At 41.0% G+C, this 19,747-nt stretch carries 16 protein-coding genes and 1 tRNA gene; 7 read left to right on the top strand and 10 right to left on the bottom strand.

What is annotated here, in order from left to right; genetic code table 11:
* Nucleotides 1-69 precede the first annotated feature (69 nt).
* The 3 genes from B2107_RS02435 to B2107_RS02425 all read left to right on the top strand — a co-directional run bounded on the left by B2107_RS02435 (nt 70) and on the right by B2107_RS02425 (nt 4,622).
* Nucleotides 70-1,494 (top strand): ATP-dependent DNA helicase, encoded by a 1,425-nt coding sequence (locus B2107_RS02435; RefSeq protein WP_293952823.1) that lies wholly within the window; start codon nt 70-72, stop codon nt 1,492-1,494.
* 91 nt (nt 1,495-1,585) lie between these two features.
* The gene (locus B2107_RS02430; protein WP_293952821.1) at nt 1,586-4,072 is read left to right on the top strand and encodes a S9 family peptidase; all 2,487 of its coding nucleotides are present in this window, start codon (nt 1,586-1,588) and stop codon (nt 4,070-4,072) included.
* A gap of 7 nt (nt 4,073-4,079) precedes the next feature.
* Nucleotides 4,080-4,622: a hypothetical protein gene (locus B2107_RS02425; RefSeq protein ID WP_293952819.1), complete on the top strand. Its 543-nt coding sequence runs from the start codon at nt 4,080-4,082 to the stop codon at nt 4,620-4,622.
* Nucleotides 4,623-4,642: 20 nt separating this feature from the next.
* Here the strand turns inward: B2107_RS02425 and ruvB are convergent, their stop codons facing one another.
* From ruvB to pdxH, 5 genes are all read right to left on the bottom strand, one after another.
* On the bottom strand, nt 4,643-5,665 hold the full coding sequence (gene ruvB, locus B2107_RS02420) for a Holliday junction branch migration DNA helicase RuvB (RefSeq protein ID WP_209580257.1): 1,023 nt from the start codon (nt 5,663-5,665) through the stop codon (nt 4,643-4,645).
* A gap of 13 nt (nt 5,666-5,678) precedes the next feature.
* Nucleotides 5,679-6,449, bottom strand: coding sequence for a polyprenol monophosphomannose synthase (locus tag B2107_RS02415; protein ID WP_293952817.1), 771 nt, complete (start codon nt 6,447-6,449; stop codon nt 5,679-5,681).
* A 332-nt stretch (nt 6,450-6,781) separates the two neighbouring features.
* Nucleotides 6,782-7,978: an NADH-quinone oxidoreductase subunit D gene (locus B2107_RS02410; RefSeq protein WP_293883593.1), complete on the bottom strand. Its 1,197-nt coding sequence runs from the start codon at nt 7,976-7,978 to the stop codon at nt 6,782-6,784.
* 5 nt (nt 7,979-7,983) lie between these two features.
* On the bottom strand, nt 7,984-8,472 hold the full coding sequence (locus B2107_RS02405; protein ID WP_293952815.1) for an NADH-quinone oxidoreductase subunit C: 489 nt from the start codon (nt 8,470-8,472) through the stop codon (nt 7,984-7,986).
* A 2-nt stretch (nt 8,473-8,474) separates the two neighbouring features.
* Nucleotides 8,475-9,128: a pyridoxamine 5'-phosphate oxidase gene (gene pdxH, locus B2107_RS02400; protein WP_293952813.1), complete on the bottom strand. Its 654-nt coding sequence runs from the start codon at nt 9,126-9,128 to the stop codon at nt 8,475-8,477.
* 153 nt (nt 9,129-9,281) lie between these two features.
* On the opposite strand from pdxH, the gene B2107_RS02395 reads away from it, so the two are divergent.
* From B2107_RS02395 to B2107_RS02385, 3 genes are all read left to right on the top strand, one after another.
* Nucleotides 9,282-9,845, top strand: a complete 564-nt coding sequence (locus tag B2107_RS02395) for a YqgE/AlgH family protein (RefSeq protein WP_293952811.1) — start codon at nt 9,282-9,284, stop codon at nt 9,843-9,845.
* Between the two features lie 171 nt (nt 9,846-10,016).
* Complete coding sequence (gene htpG / locus B2107_RS02390) at nt 10,017-11,906, top strand: molecular chaperone HtpG (RefSeq protein WP_293952809.1); 1,890 nt, start codon at nt 10,017-10,019, stop codon at nt 11,904-11,906.
* A 251-nt stretch (nt 11,907-12,157) separates the two neighbouring features.
* Nucleotides 12,158-12,231, top strand: a tRNA-His gene (locus B2107_RS02385).
* Nucleotides 12,232-12,354: 123 nt separating this feature from the next.
* On the opposite strand, the gene B2107_RS02380 is transcribed toward B2107_RS02385, so the two are convergent.
* Nucleotides 12,355-13,512, bottom strand: coding sequence for a glycoside hydrolase family 130 protein (locus B2107_RS02380; protein WP_293952807.1), 1,158 nt, complete (start codon nt 13,510-13,512; stop codon nt 12,355-12,357).
* A 380-nt stretch (nt 13,513-13,892) separates the two neighbouring features.
* Between B2107_RS02380 and B2107_RS02375 the strand changes: the two genes are divergently transcribed.
* The gene (locus B2107_RS02375) at nt 13,893-14,921 is read left to right on the top strand and encodes a Gfo/Idh/MocA family protein (RefSeq protein WP_293952805.1); all 1,029 of its coding nucleotides are present in this window, start codon (nt 13,893-13,895) and stop codon (nt 14,919-14,921) included.
* Between the two features lie 70 nt (nt 14,922-14,991).
* Here B2107_RS02375 and B2107_RS02370 read toward each other — a convergent pair whose 3' ends face one another.
* The 4 genes from B2107_RS02370 to B2107_RS02355 form a co-directional block, all read right to left on the bottom strand.
* Nucleotides 14,992-15,873: a cation diffusion facilitator family transporter gene (locus tag B2107_RS02370; RefSeq protein WP_293952803.1), complete on the bottom strand. Its 882-nt coding sequence runs from the start codon at nt 15,871-15,873 to the stop codon at nt 14,992-14,994.
* A gap of 93 nt (nt 15,874-15,966) precedes the next feature.
* Nucleotides 15,967-16,542: a TlpA family protein disulfide reductase gene (locus B2107_RS02365; protein WP_293952802.1), complete on the bottom strand. Its 576-nt coding sequence runs from the start codon at nt 16,540-16,542 to the stop codon at nt 15,967-15,969.
* A 329-nt stretch (nt 16,543-16,871) separates the two neighbouring features.
* Complete coding sequence (locus B2107_RS02360) at nt 16,872-17,102, bottom strand: cation transporter (RefSeq protein WP_293952800.1); 231 nt, start codon at nt 17,100-17,102, stop codon at nt 16,872-16,874.
* Nucleotides 17,103-17,245: 143 nt separating this feature from the next.
* Nucleotides 17,246-19,663, bottom strand: coding sequence for a heavy metal translocating P-type ATPase (locus B2107_RS02355; protein WP_293952798.1), 2,418 nt, complete (start codon nt 19,661-19,663; stop codon nt 17,246-17,248).
* Between the last annotated feature and the right edge of the window lie 84 nt (nt 19,664-19,747).

Genomic DNA, 19,747 nt, shown 5'->3' with positions numbered 1-19,747 from the left:
ATTAAAACTTCTTAACGCAAAAATAGCTTTTTCTAGAGGATAAGACAAACCTTTTAAATAACTTTGAGGGTGTTCATCAAAAATCTGTTAATACAACAATTCCCGTGGCAGGCCACCGATCAGCAGCTGGAAGCCTTCGGATTATTGGAAGAATTTCTACTCGCTTTTGACAAGCAATCCTGCTTTGTTCTGAAAGGGTATGCTGGTACGGGAAAGACTACGTTAATTTCGGCGCTGGTTAAAGTACTGCCAGCACTACGCAAAAAAGCTGTCCTGCTGGCTCCAACGGGTAGGGCTGCAAAAGTGATTACCTATTATTCGGGTCGAAAAGCACTCACCATCCACAAGAAAATCTATCGAAAAAAATCTGCTGTTTCATTTCAGCTGGATTTCACCTTAGCGGAAAACCTTCATGAAGATACCCTATTTATTATCGATGAAGCGTCAATGATATCCAATGCTCCTGTAAATGCATTTTCAGGAAGTCTTTTGGATGACCTGATCCGCTATGTGCAATCCGGAAAGAACTGTACCCTGCTGTTTGTCGGAGATACCGCCCAGTTACCACCTGTGGGACTTCTGGACAGCCCCGCATTAAACCCAAGTTATCTTGAAAGTGAATTTCATCTCTGCGTTTATCCGTTTGAGCTGACGTCCGTTGTCCGGCAGTCCAAAGATTCCGGTATATTGTACAATGCGACAAAAATACGCGAAGAGATAACCTCTGCAGAAGAAGATCAAGAAGACTTTCCTTTTCCAAAATTCATAACTAAAGGATTCAAAGACCTTTACAGAATGACAGGTGAACGGTTAATAGAGGGTATAAACTATGCCTATGATAAATATGGACTCGAAAATACAATGATTATCTGCCGTTCAAATCGCTCTGCAAATTTGTACAACCAAAACATAAGGAACAGGATTTTGTTTCGGGACGAAGAACTGACCGGTGGAGATTATATTATGGTGGTGAAGAACAACTACTTCTGGCTGCAGGAAAACAACATGGGCGATGGTTTTATTGCAAATGGCGATATGGCCAAAGTACGAAAAGTAAGTAACATCCACGATCAGCATGGTTTTCGGTTTGCAGATGTCACACTTGAATTTGTAGACATTGACGAAATAGAACCGATCACCTGCCGCGTGATCCTAGACAGCCTCTATACCGACAGTCCCAACCTGCCTTATGAGACCCAGAAGACACTCTACGAAGAGATTGCTTTGGATTATGCCGACATTATGGATAAAAAAGACCGCCTAGAAGCGATCAAAAAGGATCCTTATTATAATGCGCTTCAGATTAAATTTGCATTTGCAATTACCTGCCATAAAGCGCAAGGGGGCCAGTGGCCAATTGTCTTTGTCGACCAGGGGTATATAAACGATGAGATGTTGGATCTTGAATTTTTAAGATGGCTATATACCGGAGTGACACGGGCAACACAGGAGCTATTTCTCGTTAATTTCAATGAAAACTTCTATCCATCATAGGATTATTACACGAATCATTCGCAAAAGAACCTAATTATAGATATTTTTACAGCAAAAACCATTATTACACGATTATCTATATCATTATTTAATGCATAAGTTCTACTTTATCTTAGCAGCCAGCTTATTACCCTATATTGGCACTGCTCAACAGGCGAAAGAGGCAGCTATAAAAGCCAACTATCAGTTGGCGGCAAAATTTTCCCCTGAAAAATTAAAGAAAATGATTTTTTCAACCAGTATCAAACCAAACTGGATCAATTTTTCTGATCGATTTTGGTATGATTATGCAAGCCCGCAGGGAAGAAACTGGTACATTGTTAACCCTGCCCTGAAAAAGAAAGAACTCCTTTTCAATAATGATGACATCGCCGCTCAAATTACTAAAATCGTTAAAAACCCTGTAGATGCACAACATTTGGAACTACAAGGGCTTCGGTTTACCAAAGATGAGAAGAAATTAAGATTTCAGGTTCAGAGTACGCAAGATACCGTGAAATCCAAAGATGAAATACAAAAACTCAAGAATAAGTCCGATACGACCAAAAAGAAACTATTTTATCTGGAATATGATCTGGCAACAAAGTCTGTCTTAGAAATCAGTGATTCGACAAAAGTAAAACCACCTTTGAGTTGGGCGAGCTTCTCCCCCGATACCAATACAGTTTACTTTGCAAAAGACTACAATTTGTATTGGATGGACAGATCCAATTACCTTAAAGCGGTAAAAGATGAAAAGGACAGCACCATTGTAGAACACCAGATTACAAAAGACGGTGTACAATATTATGCTTGGGGCGGCGATGAATACAGCACTACTACCGGTGAAGAAAAAGATAAAGACAATGAAACTAAACGTAAGCGGGTATGGATCAGTTGGTCCCCGGATGGTCGTTATTTTACCTTGAGCAGAAAAGATAACCGTGCATTAAAACCTTTGTGGGTAATCAATAATGTTGGCTCATCTCGCCCAACACTTGAAACGTATAAATACCAAATGCCAGGTGAAGTCGACTCGACAGAGACTGAACTTTATATCTTTGATGCAGGAGCAAAAACTCCACGCCGCATCAATGTTTCCGCGTTTAAAAATCAGACGCTCTCGACCTGGACAAAAACCCCGGATAAAAATTCGTATAAGGAGGATTACTTTATCAACTACTGGCTGGGCAATAATGAAGAGTTTTATATTTCACGTTCTAGCCGCGACCTCAAACGGATTGACCTCCTAAAAGTGAATATAAATGGTGCTGTAAACACCATTATCCAAGAACGCTCCAATGTATATCTGGATGTTCAAAAACCATTCTTGATCGAAAATAAAAAGCAATTAGTCCATTGGTCAGAAAGAGATGGCTGGGGCCACTACTACCTCTACGACACGAATGGAAAATTGATCAATCAAATTACAAAAGGCGCCTTTCATACGGAGGAAATTACCGGTTTGGACCCTGCTTCCGAAGCATTATACTTTACTGCATCGGGCCGAGAGAAAAACGAAGACCCTTATTATTTACATCAATACAGTATAAATACAAATGGCTCTGGCATTAAACTTTTAAACCCGGGGAATTTTGATCACCAGGTGGAAATGAGTGAATCTTCAAAGTATTTTGTCAATAATTCCTCTAGGGTAAACACAACGCCCGAATCTGTCTTATACAATAGCAATGGACAAAAAGTAATGACATTGGAAAAGGCCGATCTATCGTTACTTTTTGCTGCTGGTTACAAATTTCCGGAACCCTTCAAGGTAAAAGCTGGAGATGGTATTACGGATCTCTATGGGGTGATGTATAAACCATTTGATTTTGACAGTACCAGAACGTACCCCATTGTCGAATATGTTTACCCTGGGCCTCAAACCGAAGCAGTCAATAAATCCTTTGGAAGAAGCATGGACAGAATCGACAGGCTAGCGCAGTTCGGTTTTATCGTGATCACCGTCGGTAACCGTGGTGGACATCCTTCACGTTCGCAGTGGTACCACACCTACGGTTACGGTAATCTACGCGACTATGGTTTGGAAGATAAAAAAGTAGCGGCAGAACAGCTGGCTGATCGTTATAAATACATCGACATTAACCGTGTGGGTATAACTGGCCACTCCGGCGGTGGATTTATGTCTACGGCCGCGATGCTTGTTTATCCTGACTTCTTTAAAGTTGCGGTGTCTGGTGCTGGAAACCATGAAAATCAGATCTACAACCGCTGGTGGAGTGAGCGTCATCATGGCGTCACAGAAAAAGTATCTGCTAAAGGCGATACCACCTTCTCGTACCAGATCAATAAAAATACAGAGCTCGCAAAAAACCTAAAAGGTAGACTACTTATCGCTACCGGAGATATTGACAACAATGTACACCCGGCTAACTCCATTCGAATGGTCGATGCACTCATTAAAGCAAACAAAAGATTTGATTTCCTGCTGTTACCTGGACAAAGACATGGTTTTGGCGATATGACCGAATATTTCTTTTGGAAAATGGGCGATTACTTTAGCCAGTATCTGTTGGGTGATTCCAAAATGAACGAGGTTGACATGACCGAAATCAATCGAGAAAAACCACAAAAATAAAGGTTACATGACCTACGATGAAAAATTGGCATTTTTATCCGTTACCTTGAGATCTTTCGAGGTAACGGATTTTTCTTTGGATATTCTTCAAGGGATAACTCTGGCCGATCTGTTGAACATCTCCTTAGAGAAAGATAAAAAGATAGCCTTTCGTGCCGCATGGGTTTTTGAAACCATCGTTTTAAAAAATACGGCACTGCTTAAACCGGTTCTCCCACAATTCCTGGATAATTTAAAAAAACAAAAGAATTGGAGCTGCCTTAGAAGTTACACTAAGGTCCTGCTATTTTTGACGTCGAAAAAGAATAAAGAATATACACTTGGGAATGAGGCAGAAGAAGAAATCATCGAGTACTCCTTCCAATGGATAATCGCCCCTCCATGTCCTGTCGCTGTATTGGTCAACTGCCTGGACATCTTAAATAACCTACGGAAAAAGCATCCTTGGATACAGGAGGAGTTAAAGGCGCAGATAAACTATTTTCAACGGACAAAGCCTAGTCCGGCTTTAATGAGCCGGACTAATAAAATTATGCAGCAAAAAAACTAAAATATACTTTTCATTCGTGCTTAAAACAGTGTGTTTCCTTTCGAATGATTGACTCGGCCCAAGTGTTTATACGCCGCTTCAGTACACTCGCGCCCCCTTGAGGTCCGCATAATGTATCCTTCTTGAATCAAAAAGGGTTCATAGACTTCCTCAATCGTGCCTTCGTCCTCTCCAACAGCTGTCGCTACAGTTTTTAGTCCTACAGGTCCACCCTTGAATTTGTCAATAATGGTCGTTAAGATTTTGTTGTCCATCTCATCTAAACCATTTTCATCTACATTAAGTGCATGTAAAGCATATTTTGCGATTTCTTTATCAATACTGCCATTGCCCTTTATCTGTGCAAAATCTCGTGTACGGCGGAGTAAAGCATTGGCTATCCGGGGTGTCCCCCTGCTCCTCCGCGCAATCTCGTAGGCACCTTCCTCAGATATCGGTGTGTTTAAGATATGAGCCGAGCGCAATACAATAGTGGTTAGCAGTTTTGCATCATAATATTGTAAGCGTGAATTAATTCCAAAGCGTGCCCGTAAGGGGGCAGTCAAAAGACCCGAGCGCGTGGTGGCCCCGATCAAGGTAAAAGGATTCAGGGAAATCTGAACAGACCGTGCATTTGGCCCTGTCTCCAACATGATATCAATTTTGAAATCTTCCATGGCCGAATAGAGATATTCCTCTACCAAAGGACTTAAACGGTGGATCTCATCGATAAACAAGACATCTCCCTCCTCAAGATTTGTCAATAACCCCGCTAGATCACCCGGTTTGTCCAATACTGGTCCTGAAGTAATTTTGATACCAACCCCCATCTCATTCGCAATAATATGCGACAAAGTCGTTTTTCCTAAACCCGGAGGGCCATGCAGCAACACGTGATCCAGCGCCTCGCCTCTCAGCCTAGCTGCCTTCACAAAAATGTTGAGGTTTTCTAATATTTTAGCCTGTCCCGTAAAATCTTCAAAAGCCTGAGGCCGCAATGCCCGTTCAATATCACGGTCGGTATTACTGAGACGTTCTGCATTTGGATCTAAATTCTCATTCATTGTGGCAATATTATTAATTTCTCTTGTAGCGCTTTCCGATACTACCTAATTTTAATTGGATAACTCCAAAAAATGCTTCTTTAAAGATACTTGTGCTCATCTTTGATGTACCTTCGGTCCGATCTGTAAATATAATGGGTACTTCAACCACCTTAAAACCATATTTTATGGCGGTGAATTTCATCTCAATCTGAAAGGCATAACCCACAAACTTAATTTTTTCAAGGGGGATTGTCTGAAGGACATCTCTGGTAAAACAAACAAACCCCGCGGTCGCATCCTGGATATTAATTCCGGTTATAAAACGAACATATACCGAAGCGAAATACGACATCAACACCCGGCTCATCGGCCAATTAACTACATTCACGCCCTTGATATAGCGCGAACCTATACTCATATCAGCACCAGCCACACAAGCCTGCCGTAAACGAAGCAGATCCTCCGGGTTGTGACTGAAATCTGCATCCATTTCAAAAATATATTGGTAATGCTCGCGCGATAGGGCCCATTTAAATCCATGGATATATGCCGTTCCCAACCCCAGTTTCCCGATCCGTTCTTCGATAAACAAACGGCCGTCAAATTCATTAAGCTGTAAATTCTTAATGATGTTAGCCGTTCCATCCGGGGAACCATCGTCTACAATTAAAATATCAAATGCCTGTGATAAGGAAAAAACTTTGCGAATGATTTTTTCAATATTTTCCTTTTCATTATATGTTGGAATGATAACTAAACTATCCGTCACTTTTTTATATTTAAGACCAGTAAAGGTAATCATTTGCGTTAAATTCTAATGCAGGAATTCGATGAAATATACAGGATAATCAACATTGCTCCACTGAAAAAGCAGTAATCCCTTCAAGCTCAAACCAACACACCGGCATCATAAATAAACGACATTCAGCAGATTGCTCGCCAAAAAAAGAAAAGCCCGTTACTTTGGGAGTAACGAGCTTTCATTAACCAATTATAAACTTAAATTATGAGACTGCAAATATGATTAAAATTGCGCTCATTTACAAATTTATTTGCGTTTTCATGCAACATTTTCAATACAATACACCTTTCAAATGTGCTAAATCGTTAATAAAACACGCATACTACCGCAGATTAGCGATCTACTTCACCCAGAACAATATCAATAGAGCCCAGGATCGCAATCAAATCAGCTATCAGCACGCCTTTTCCGAGTTCCGAAATCACCGATAGGTTATTAAAACTCGGTCCCCGCGACTTTACACGCAATGGAATATCTGATTTATCTTTTGTGACAAAGTAAAAACCCAATTCTCCTTTCGGATTTTCAGCACGGACGTAATAATCCTGCGCTTTCAAATTTACTTTTTTCGGAACCAGCGCTCTCGGATCAAATTCAGCTGTACGTTTAAAGTCTTTCTGTAATCGTTCAAGACATTGCTCAACAATGCGAACAGATTCCTTGACTTCGTCTACCCTAACTTTATAACGGTCCCAGCAATCGCCGATTGCGCCCATTTCACCTTTTCCGACAGGTATCTCAAAATCAATTTCTGGGTAAACCGAATAGCCATCTATGCGTCGCAAATCCCATTTTATTCCTGAAGCCCGAAGCATAGGTCCCGATACACCATAATTTATCGCAACGTCAGCAGGAAGTATACCTATTTTAGCCGTACGGGAGATAAAGATTTGATTCTGAGTCAATATCTCATCCAGTTCGACCAATTTAGGTTTGAAGTAGGTAATAAATTCTGCACAGCGCTCTTCAAAGCCGACAGGCAAATCATAGAACAAACCGCCTACCCAGATATAGTTGTACAACATCCTGGAGCCAGAAGCCCACTCGAGCATATTCATAATGTGTTCACGGTCACGGAAGCACCAAAGAAACGGCGTTGTTGCACCGATATCAATACCATATGTTCCAATAGCAATCAGGTGCGACGCAATTCGGTTGAGTTCACAGACCAGTACCCGGATATACTCTATCCTTTTAGGTATTTTACGATCAAGACCAAGCATGCGTTCGACACCCATCACGAAAGCATGACTATTATTCATCGAGGCGAGGTAATCCAGGCGATCAGTAAAAGGAATTGTCTTTGCGTAATTTAACGATTCGGCATGCTTGTCAAAACAGCGGTGCAGATAACCCAAATGTGGAACAACCTCTTTCACAATCTCTCCGTCGGTAATCAGCTGAAGCCGGAGCACCCCATGCGTTGATGGATGCTGAGGCCCCATATTTAAGACCATTTCCTGGCTGGATATCGCTGTAAGGTGTTTTTCATAGCGCACTAATGCCTCTTTATATTTTGGATTCGCCATTTGGATCATTTAATATGGATGCCATGATATGTTTCTGCCTCTTCATAATCCTTCCGTAAAGGATAACCTTCCCAATCGTCAGGTAACAGAATCCTTCTAAGGTCCGGATGTCCCTCAAAATAGATACCCATCAGGTCAAATGCTTCGCGCTCATGCCAGTCTGCCGTACGCCATACCGAAGTAAGCGAAGGAATCTCAGGTAATTCGTCCAGCGAACGATTACCTGACAGCTCAACTTTTAAGACCAAACCGTGTTGATAAGGCAATGAATTGAGATGGTAGACAACGGTAAAATGCGTTTGATAGTCCACCGCAGTAAGATTGCTCAAAAAATCAAAATACAGCCCCCCCGTATCCCGCAGGAATAAACAGACGGCTACGATATCCTCCTTATCAACAAATAATGCTGGCTGCAGCCCATTGCGATCTTCATTAACAATAATTTGGGTTCCAAATCCGGAAACAAGCGTCGATTTAATTTCGTCAAATGTCATATTTATGGGGCTATACGCGTAATCGTCCAGGAGTCGGACACTTTTTTGTAAACGATACGATCATGCAGCCGGCTTGCACGTCCCTGCCAGAACTCGAAATAAATCGGTTTCAGCAGATAGCCACCCCAATGTGATGGTCTAGGTACAGCGTCGCTTCCATTATATTGGCGTTCGAGTTCTTCCACCTTGTTTTCCAAAAAACTGCGGTTTGGAATTTCGTGGCTCTGCGGGGAAGCCAGTGCACCGATACGGCTTCCTTTAGGTCGTGATTGAAAATATTCATCCGAATCGGCCCCACTTACAAAATCAATAACGCCTTCGATCCGGACCTGCCGTTGCAGTTCAGGCCAGAAAAACAATAATGCAGCATGCGGATTAGCTTTCATCTCCTCCCCTTTACGACTCTCATAATTTGTAAAAAAGACTAAACCTTCTGCGACAATATCCTTCAATAGAACAACTCGCGAGGACGGCAAATGATGGGAAGATACGGTTGAAAGCACCATAGCATTGGGTTCGTTCACCTCGCTGTGGATAGCCGCATCAAACCATTTTTTAAACTGGTGGACTGGATCACGATCCACATCCGATTCAGATAGGCTACCTAATACGTAATCCTGTCTGATTGCTGCAATATCTTTATGTTGAATGGACATAGAAACCTATTTTTATGTCCTACAAACTTACTAAAATCATTGCTTTTTCTCTATAAAGTTAGTAGAAATTGACAAAATCCCAATTTTGGCACAAATCTCGCATAGTTCTAATTAAAAAAGATTAGATCAACAACTCATTAAAATACGCGCTATATGTTTACGGAACTTGATCCTCAAAAAGGAAGTTTACTAATTTCCGAACCGTTTATGTTAGACCCTAGATTCCTCAGATCCGTGATATTGCTATGTGAATATCATACGGAAGGATCGCTCGGGTTTGTTCTAAATAATCAAACCAATGTTCGCATTGGCCAATTATTGGAATCTATACCGGATTGCAATTTCCCCATCTATGTGGGTGGCCCCGTCGCTCAGGAAAGCCTCTTTTTTGTACATAACCGTTTTGACTTATTGCTAAGTGGCGAAGAAGTTGCTCCTGGGATCTATTTTGGTGGCGATGAAGAGAAGCTTATCGAAGCCATCCAGACGGATAGCATAAAAGCTGACGAATTAAAATTCTTTATCGGCTATTCGGGATGGTCTGCAGGTCAGCTTGAGGCTGAAATTAAAGAAAATAGCTGGGCTGTACAGAACAAATACCACCATCAGCTTATTTTTGAAGGGAACGGTGAATTGCTATGGAAAGATGCCATTATTGGACTTGGCCCCAAATATGCACATGTTGCCAACTTTCCGCAGAGCCCTAGTTTGAATTAGGCTAAGAGGCTTTCGATTGCTGACAGCCTACTATAAGATCCTTTTAACGAAATACACGCACTTATGACAAAATAGGACGTTTTCTGCCATCATGTCTTATAGGAGGTATTTGGAACATAGATTGTATGTTGTAAACAAATCATAAATTTAAAAAATAGCGACATAAAAATTATGAATCCAGAAAAAGGTAGTATTTCAATTCACACGGAGAACATATTTCCCGTAATCAAAAAGTTCTTATATTCCGATAATGAAATTTTCTTGCGTGAACTGGTATCTAATGCCGTTGATGCTTCTCAAAAAATCAAACGCCTGGCTTCTTTAGGTCAATATCAAGGTGAAACAGGTGAATTGATTGTAGACGTAAAATTTGATGAAGCTGCCAAAACCATCACTATTTCCGACAATGGTATTGGTATGACAGCAGAGGAAATAAAAAAATACATCAACCAGATCGCTTTCTCCGGAGCGACAGAGTTTATGGAAAAATTCAAAGAAGCAAATGATGCAAATGAAATCATTGGCCGTTTTGGTTTAGGCTTCTATTCCGCATTTATGGTGGCCGATACGGTGGAAATCGAATCCTTATCCTATCAGGATGGAGCAGAACCAGCCCATTGGACTTGCGATGGTAGTACATCTTACGAAATTTCTACAGGCACAAGAACCACACGTGGTACTGATGTCATTCTACATATTAACGAAGAATCCACTGAATTTTTAAGTCAGGCACGTTTACAGAATATTTTAGATAAGTATGCTAAATTTCTTCCCGTTCCAATCCGTTTTGGTACAAAAACAAATTCTGAGCCGGATGGTGAAGACGAAGAAGGAAAACCAAAATACAAATCTGTAGAGGTAGACAATATTATCAATAATACTTCTCCAGCATGGACAAAGTCACCGTCTGAATTAAAAGATGAAGATTATTTGGCATTCTACCGCGAGTTATATCCTTACTCCATGGATGAGCCTTTGTTTTGGATTCACCTCAACGTAGATTATCCATTCAACCTGACCGGTATCCTTTACTTTCCTAAAGTTAAAAATGAACTTGAGATCCAGCGTAATAAAATCAAACTTTACTCGAGACAAGTGTTCATCACCGACGAAGTGAAAGATATTGTTCCAGAGTTCTTGATGTTACTTCACGGTGTAATCGATTCTCCAGACATTCCATTGAACGTTTCCCGTTCATTTTTGCAGGCGGACAGCAACGTTAAGAAAATCAATAGTTACATCACCAAAAAGGTGGCTGACAAATTGAACGAAATATTTAAGACTGACCGCAAAGGCTTTGAGGAGAAATGGACGGATATCGGCTTATTTATCAAATATGGTATGCTAAGCGATGAGAAATTTGCTGAAAAAGCAAATGACTTCTGTTTGGTAAAAAATACGAAAAACGAAAGTTTCACCATCAAAGAGTATTACGAAAAAGTCAAAGATATCCAAGTAGATAAAGATGGAAACATTATCTACTTATATACGCATGATGCTGCTCAACAAGATGGATTTATCCAAACTGCATTAAACAAAGGTTATGATGTATTGACACTCGATGGTCCACTAGATACGCACTTTGCGGCTTATTTGGAGGAAAAGGGTGGTGAAAAGGTGCAACTGAAACGCGTAGATGCTGACGTTATCGATAAATTGATTCAGAAAGATGAAAAGGTCGAACTGGCTCTTTCGGAAGAAGAATCTAAAAAAGCGCTGGAAGTTTTCGAAAAGGCAATTTCACGCCAAGATATGAAAGTTGAAGTTGATGCGTTAAATGAGGGTGATCTGCCTGTATCGGTAACGATTGATGAATTTATGCGCCGGATGAAAGATATGGCTAAGACAGGTGGCGGTATGAATTTCTATGGCTCATTGCCCGACAATTATAAGGTAACGGTTAACGGTAACCATCCACTGATCAAAAGAATTTTATCAGCATCGGACGAAGAAGGCTCTAAACTAGCAAAACAGGCTTTTGATTTAGCACTCTTATCCAGAGGTTTATTGTCTGGAGCCGATTTAACATCCTTTGTGAAGCGAAGTGTAGAAATGATATAAGGGGGCAATCCTTTTACTAAAAAAAGCGGTTTCGGTAATAGAAACCGCTTTTTCTTAGTAAAAATTGGAAGCAAATGGTAGCCTTGGGAGTAGCGAATTGCATATCAGCACTGCTATGGACGGGTTACGAGGTTTTTTATTAAAATTTAATAAACTAATCTTCACCTAGTTGGCTTTAAACGCTGTTTTTTTTCACTCAAATATTTGGAGGGAATAGGGTTTAATCTTACTTTTGTATCATCAAAATCACGGTAGGTATAGCTCAGTTGGTTAGAGCACTAGATTGTGGTTCTAGGGGTCGTCGGTTCGAGCCCGATTACTTACCCAAAAAGGCAGATCAAATGATCTGCCTTTTTTAATTTTACAGGTTATTAGCAAAATAAATCTCCTTGACCAGCTACCCATTATCCGAACAAGGGAACAAGCTTCAAAGTCAACCTATTCGCTTTTACAATCCAGGTACAGGATCCATGAGCCCCGGATGGCGTGGATCATAAATAGCCACAGCAACTTTAGAGTCTGCACAGCCATAATACAAAAACCATTTTTGTTTAAAATACACCAACCCTTCAATAAAAACCGTCCCGTCGATATATTGCCCACTTTTTTCGAAAGGTTCCATGGGGCGTAAAAACGGAACATCCATTCGAGCTAGTACGCTTGTCGGATCGCGCGGATCAAATAGAACCTGACCTGCGGAATAGCTCTTTTTAGCAAAACGCATGTCGCCTTTCTCAGCATGATTCTTACCATTGTATAACAATAAAATTCCTTTATCTGTCAAAACTGCCGGAGGACCGCATTCAGTCAATGCGCTATCGAAATAACCATGCCTTGGCGAGATGAAGGCTTTCATTGCACCTCTATTGTCCGTTACGGGTTCCCAGTCAATCAGATTATCGGATGTAGCACCATACACACCATACTCCCCCCAGTACAACCAATATTTTCCGTTGATTTTGGCAATCACCTGTTTATTGCCTTTCAATACGGTCACAATTGATGCCGATTTATGCGGTTCATTGATTAAGTTGGGCTTATTTTTCGATTTTTTAAAAATGGGGCCATGCTTCACCCAGTGTTTCAGGTCAGTGGATATTGCTACACCGAGCCGAGGTACCTTTCGGTTCCATTGGGTGTAAAACATGACAAAACGCCCATCCTCTGTTTGCGCTATCCGAGGATCCTCCGTCCCGCCAGGCCATTCGTTATCCTGTTGGTCGTCGGGAGCAGGGTAGAATACTGGTGTTTTGAGTCGTTTGAAATGAATGCCATCGGCACTGGCAGCTAGTCCCAGCCTGGAGGTACGGTGGCCAATCGCCTTTCCTGTCCGATCCTCGGCGCGATAAATGACATACACACTATCTCCCTTAACAACCGCTGCAGGATTAAAGGTATCGTTATCCTCCCATCGAATTTCTTTTCCCAACATTGGATCATAAAATACCGAACTCGTATCAGGTTCAATAATTGGATTTACTCCTCTGGGTCGCTCAAAGCCCCCAAATACCCAATGTCCTTTTCTAAACTGTGCATCACGATGTACGTTACAGCCGCTTAAAACGACCAACAAAACAACGCCTGCAAATTTTACGATATTAGTCATAATTTCATTGATTTCTTAATCTTTATATTGCTTTTAACAACAGCCTGTAGCGGAAATTATAATTGGACTCATTCTGTTTGCAATAGCCTGTCAATCTTCAAATAAATAGAAAGCTGGATATTGCGATACACAGTATAAAAGTATATATTTATAGCATGATCTCAAAACAGGAACGCCACTATTCATTACAGGTATCTTAGAACATCCGTTTTTCTTCGGCGCTATCCGGTTTTTATCTACTTAAAAACAAAAGAATGGCATAATCGGCTATCTAAAATACGTTAGAAATAAAAAGGCGATGTGGGCGAGAGAATAAAAAGGCATTAGAGCTGTCTATAAATAAATGAATAACTGGCGAAATCTGCCGTATTTTAAAAACAATGAAATATACTCAAATTAACACAGGAATACTTAGTTTTGGCATGTCTGGACGTGTCTTTCACGCACCATTTATCTATACAAATCCACATTTTAATCTTAGTGCTGTCGTGGAACGCTCGAAAAAGACCGCCCACCAATTTTATCCCGGAATAATAAGTTACGATAATATTGCGGACTTACTAGCTGACGAAACTATAGAACTGGTCATTGTGAATACACCAAACTATACCCATTTCCAATATGCTAAAGAGGCGCTAGAAGCACGAAAACATGTTTTGATAGAAAAGCCTGCCGTTGATGACACTACACAATTCGACATGCTTCTTTCCATCAGCAAAAAACACGGTAAACACGTATTCTTCTATCAAAACAGACGGTATGACGGTCACTTTTTAGACATAAAAAAAGTGATTGACAGTGGAGAGTTAGGAAAGCTGATTGAAGTGCATTTCAGATTTGATCGCTATAAAATGGAATTGGGACAAAAATACTTCAAGGAAGATACGCAGTATATTTCCAATGGTATTACCTACGACCTCGGTCCTCACCTTATTGATCAGGCCATCTCCCTTTTTGGAAAGCCGGTAAAATTTACCAAGACGACCTCCATTAACAGGCCGGATTCTAAAGTGGCAGATTATTTTCACTACCAGCTCTCTTATCCAGCTGGATTGAATGTGTACTTAACGGGCAGTCTCTTGGTTGCTTCTCCACAACCAGCCTTTGTCATCCACGGTACAAAAGGGAGTTTTATCAAGAATATGACGGATGTGCAAGAACAGCAATTGCTGGATGGTATGTTACCCGACAATCCATCTTATGGCCTTGAGCCAGCAGGTCTCGAAGGGAAACTCGTCACCATAGATGCTGCGAATCAAAAACATGAATCTTTCGTAACGCCACATAAAGGAGATTATAATCAGCTGTTTGAAGCCATTTATGAAAGCTTAAGAAATAATGTCGATTACCCTATCAAAGCGGATCAGATTAAATGGCAGATCGAATTGCTTGAAGCTGAAAACACCTAAGTTTCAATAAAAATCAAATGGCGGCACGGTTCAGAAAAAATAGCATGTGCTGCCATTTTTAAGTTGACTGTCAAAGGCATTCGTTCGGTTCGATATGGATCATCACATGACCAAGATCAGGAATATGTGCAACCAAATGGTCTTTGAGTTTATGCGCCAGCTCATGCCCTGCTCGTACCGTAATTTCACTATCGACAATAGCGTGCAGATCGACGTGATATTTAGCCCCCGATTTCCGGACAAAACATTTTTCTGTCGCTTTTATCCCCTCCACTTTTAATGCCTCTTTCCGGATGTCATCAATGACTTCTTCGTAGACATTTTCATCCATAATCTCGCCAAGCGCTGGTCTGAAAATATGATAACAGTTGTAAAGTATGAACCCTGCAGCAAATAATGCGGCATAGTCATCGGCATTTTCGTATCCTTTTCCGAGCAACAATGCAATCGATATCCCAATAAAAGCCGCAACTGATGTTATCGCGTCGCTTCGATGGTGCCAAGCGTCTGCACGCAATGAAGAACTATTTGTTTCTTTACTTTTCTTCATAACGATCCTGTAAGAAATTTCTTTCCATACAATGATCCCGCCGAGAACGATTAAGGTCCAAGGTTTTGGCAAGTCATGTGGCGTTCCTATATTCTCAATACTTTCATAAGCGATTATGGTTGCCGAAACGATAAGAAAACCGACCACAATAAATGTGATAAGGGGTTCTACCCGACCATGACCATACGGGTGATTGTCGTCGGCAGGTCGTTGCGCATATTTTAAACCCAGAAGGACGAGAAATGAGGAGAAAATGTCCGCTGTTGACTCAATTGCATCCGCAATCAGCGCATAGGAGTTTCCGAAGAAACCTGCTAGCCATTTTAACAAGGCCAGTGATGCATTACCAACAATACTAAAATAAGTCGTTCTGACTGCAGTTTGCTCTTGAAGTTCGGACATCGCTATAAATTAACTTGACAGCTCGAAATTACTGTTTTTCTTTTCAAATTCTACTCTCTTTCTCTAATAAATAGCGATTACAATAATCGATCGTTAACTGCCACTCGCGATATCCTGCAAGGCTTTTTTTATCTCAGGAGCTCCATAGTCACGGCTTCCTTCCAAACGCTCTACAATCTTTCCAGCTTTATCCAGAATGACTGTCGTCGGTATCGACTGTCCTAAGAATTCTGCAGGAATATCACCCTCTGCTATATAAAGAGGTAGGTCATACTTATTTTCTGCCATGAATGCTGAAGACTTTTCCATGTCGCCATCAACATCTACTAGGAGAAAAACGATATCCTTATTATCTTTAAGGGATTGCTTAAGTTGGTCAATAGAAGGCAGTTCATGAATACACGGAGGACACCAAGTTGCCCAGAAATTGATAAACACCACCTTACCTTTTAAAGTACTTAATTGAAGCACCTTACCCTCTTTATCTTTAAAAGATAACTCCTGTGCCGTGGGTGCAGCAGCTTCAGCAGGTTCCTCCACCTTTTCGGTCTTGACCTCATTTTTGGTTCCCGTATTTCCACAGCTTAAAAATAAAATTGACGATAACGCCGCAAAGCCCCAAAAAATAGATCTGCTATTAAACTTAATACGCATTGTTTTTTGTTTCATTAGATTATTTCATTTACAAATAAATTGCACCTTGCTAAGTGTCAACCCGACCTTTCTGGTGGGAAATTTTTCAAAGCATGAGCTAATTTAATCTTAATTATCCGTGACCACAAGTGCCGGATACCGACATGCAACATAAACTACTGAAAACAAAGCTAGTAATCACCAATAAAATAAAATCTCAAAACTCATCAGCAACTTCCACAGGGTTGATCAGCAATCTATTGATTCTTTAACCACATAGAAATGATAACACAAAAATCACCCTAAATTTGATATAACTTTAGGGTGAAGTTCAATAAGGATGTTTCAATAGCGTTATTGAGCAATTAAGCGGAGCAGGCCACTGCATCGAAGCCCTTTCTTTTAATAATTTCAATAATTTCAACAACTTCTTCTTCCGAAATACCTTCACATTTGACAGTCAATATTTTGTCTGCATTCGCAGTGTCAACGCTCCACTCAATAATACCGTCCATACGATCCAGATCAGCACTTACTTTGGACACACAGCCTCCACAGTTAAGGTTGGTTTTAAATTGAAGTTCTTTTCTTTCCATGTTATTTAATTTTAATATGATCAATCTATTCAATTATTTACGCAAATATCGCTATATCCCAGTTGGTTGTACTTACGATTTTTCTGTTTTGTTTTACAATATTTACCGTTTAAAAACGAAGCTTACGGCTTAACCATAATTAACTATTTTTTCCAGCGAAGCCGCAAGCTATTACTGACGACACTTACACTGCTCAATGCCATTGCAGCGCCAGCTATCATCGGGTTTAAAAGAAAACCATTGACTGGATACAGGATACCTGCAGCAAGCGGAATGCCAACCAAATTGTAAATAAACGCCCAAAACAAGTTTTGCTTGATCGTTGCGACCGTTTGTTTTGAGAGTCGGATTGCCTGTGGTATTTTCGTTAAATCAGAAGAAATAATGGTCATTTTGGCCACATCCATAGCGATATCGCTTCCTTTTCCCATGGCAATACTTACATCGGCTGTTGCTAAGGCTGTGCTGTCATTGATACCGTCACCCACCATAGCCACCACCTTCCCCTTTTGCTGCAATTCTTTAACAAAATCGGCTTTGTGCTCTGGCAATACCTCCGCTTTGTAGTGCTGAAGACCTGTTTCCGCAGCGATAGCCCTAGCAGTAGTCTCGTTGTCACCAGTAAGCATATATAGTTCAATTCCCATTGCTTGCATCTCCGTGATGGCACGTACAGAAGTTTCCTTGATCCGATCCGCAATAGCAATGACAGCTAATGCACTCTGACTATTGGCAAACCAGATCACCGTTTTAGATTGATTTTCCCATTGCGTGGCACGCTCCATCAATTCCGTCGAAATTGTAATCCTATTTTCCGTTAACAATCTCCGGTTCCCCACATAGTAGGTTATAATCCCTTCACTGCCCTTGATACCTTTCCCCGTGATACTTTCGATAAAAGATATTGGTGTTGCTTTTACATCATTGTAATAGGCTACAACAGCTTCTGCCAAAGGATGCTCCGACTGTGTCTCCAAGCTCAATAAAATACCTTTCAACTCATCTGCATTATCCTTCCAATACACATCCGTAACCACTGGTTTTCCTGCTGTAATGGTTCCGGTCTTATCCAAAACAATTGCATTTACCTTTTTGGCCAACTCTAGGCTTTCCGCATCCTTAATTAAAATGCCCTGCTCAGCTCCTTTACCCACGCCAACCATGATTGCTGTAGGCGTTGCTAAACCCAATGCACACGGACAGGCGATAACTAAAACCGTTACTGCAGCCAATAATCCTTGCGCCAGATGATTTTCTCCACCCCATGTAAACCACACTAGAAAAGTTAAAATAGCAATACCAATGACAACAGGAACGAATACAGCAGCAATTCGATCGACCAGCTTTTGCACTGGTGCTTTACTCCCCTGCGCGTCCTGCACCATTTTAATGATATTTGCCAGCATGGTTTCTTTACCCACCTTTGTTGCTCTAAACTGAAAGCTACCTTTCTGATTGATCGTCCCTGCAAAAACCTGCTCATTTTCCATTTTTAAAACGGGAACCGGCTCCCCGCTTAGCATACTTTCATCGACATAGGAATTTCCACTGATAACAAGCCCATCGACAGCAATCTTCTCACCGGGTTTTACAAGGATGATGTTGCCCACATGAACGGCTTCTATCGGGACCTGACGCGCTGTTCCATCGGATTGAATGACTATCACCGTCTTCGGCTGCAGCCCCATTAGCTTTTTAATAGCGGATGAGGTGTTACCTTTGGCCTTCTCCTCCAGTAGTTTACCCAACAAAATGAAAGCTATGACAACTGAAGCGGCCTCAAAATATACATGCGCATGTAAGCCGCGTTGATGCCAAAAGTCAGCAAAAAGCATGTTGAATACACTGAAAATGTAGGCTATCCCTGTACTTAATGCAACGAGTGTGTCCATGTTGGCGGAACGATGTTTTGCCTGCTTCCACGCATTGACAAAAAAATCCTTGCCCAGCCAAAGAACCACTGGCGTGGAAAAAAGCCACATGATAGGATTAGCGTAAGGCATATTCATAAAAAACATACCAATGATCACTACGGGAAGTGATAGCAACACTGCCCAACGTGTTTTGACCTTAAGCTTACGGAATTTCTCCGCGTGAATAGCCTCCAAAGTTTCCTGCTGTGTGGATTCCTCTTCAATTAACAGATCATAGCCACCAGCTTGGACCGCCTTTTGGATTTTTAAAGGATCTGTCACACCGGGAATATATTCAACAGTGAGATTTCCTGTTGCATAATTTACAGCTGCATTAACAACCCCCTGTTCATATTTCGCCATACTTTCAGCGCTACTGGCGCATGAGGCGCAAGTCATCCCAAGAACTGGAAATGTTTTGGTCAATGTAGAAACACCATAACCAAGATCTTTGATCGCCTTTACACTGCTAATGACTGCTGCACTATCCTTCGGTACGATAGCAGCTCTGTGATTATTCAATTCCACCCGATAGCTCGCCAGGCCTTTAACCTGGGCTAGTCCTTTTTCGACAATTGATGCGCAATGTTCGCTTTCAACATCTTCCAAAGGTATATAAACTGTATCTTTATAAAGATCTGTCGCCATAACTGATTGTTTAATTTTATACAACAAATTTGGCCACAAATAAGATGCAAATCGTTACACAATTAAGGAATTGATTTGTAAGAT

It is taken from the genome of Sphingobacterium sp. UBA7855, from assembly GCA_002500745.1.
In the GTDB taxonomy this organism is placed as follows: domain Bacteria; phylum Bacteroidota; class Bacteroidia; order Sphingobacteriales; family Sphingobacteriaceae; genus Sphingobacterium.
The sequence above is the reverse complement of the archived record's forward strand: the minus strand, read 5'-3'. Positions and strand labels throughout refer to the sequence as shown.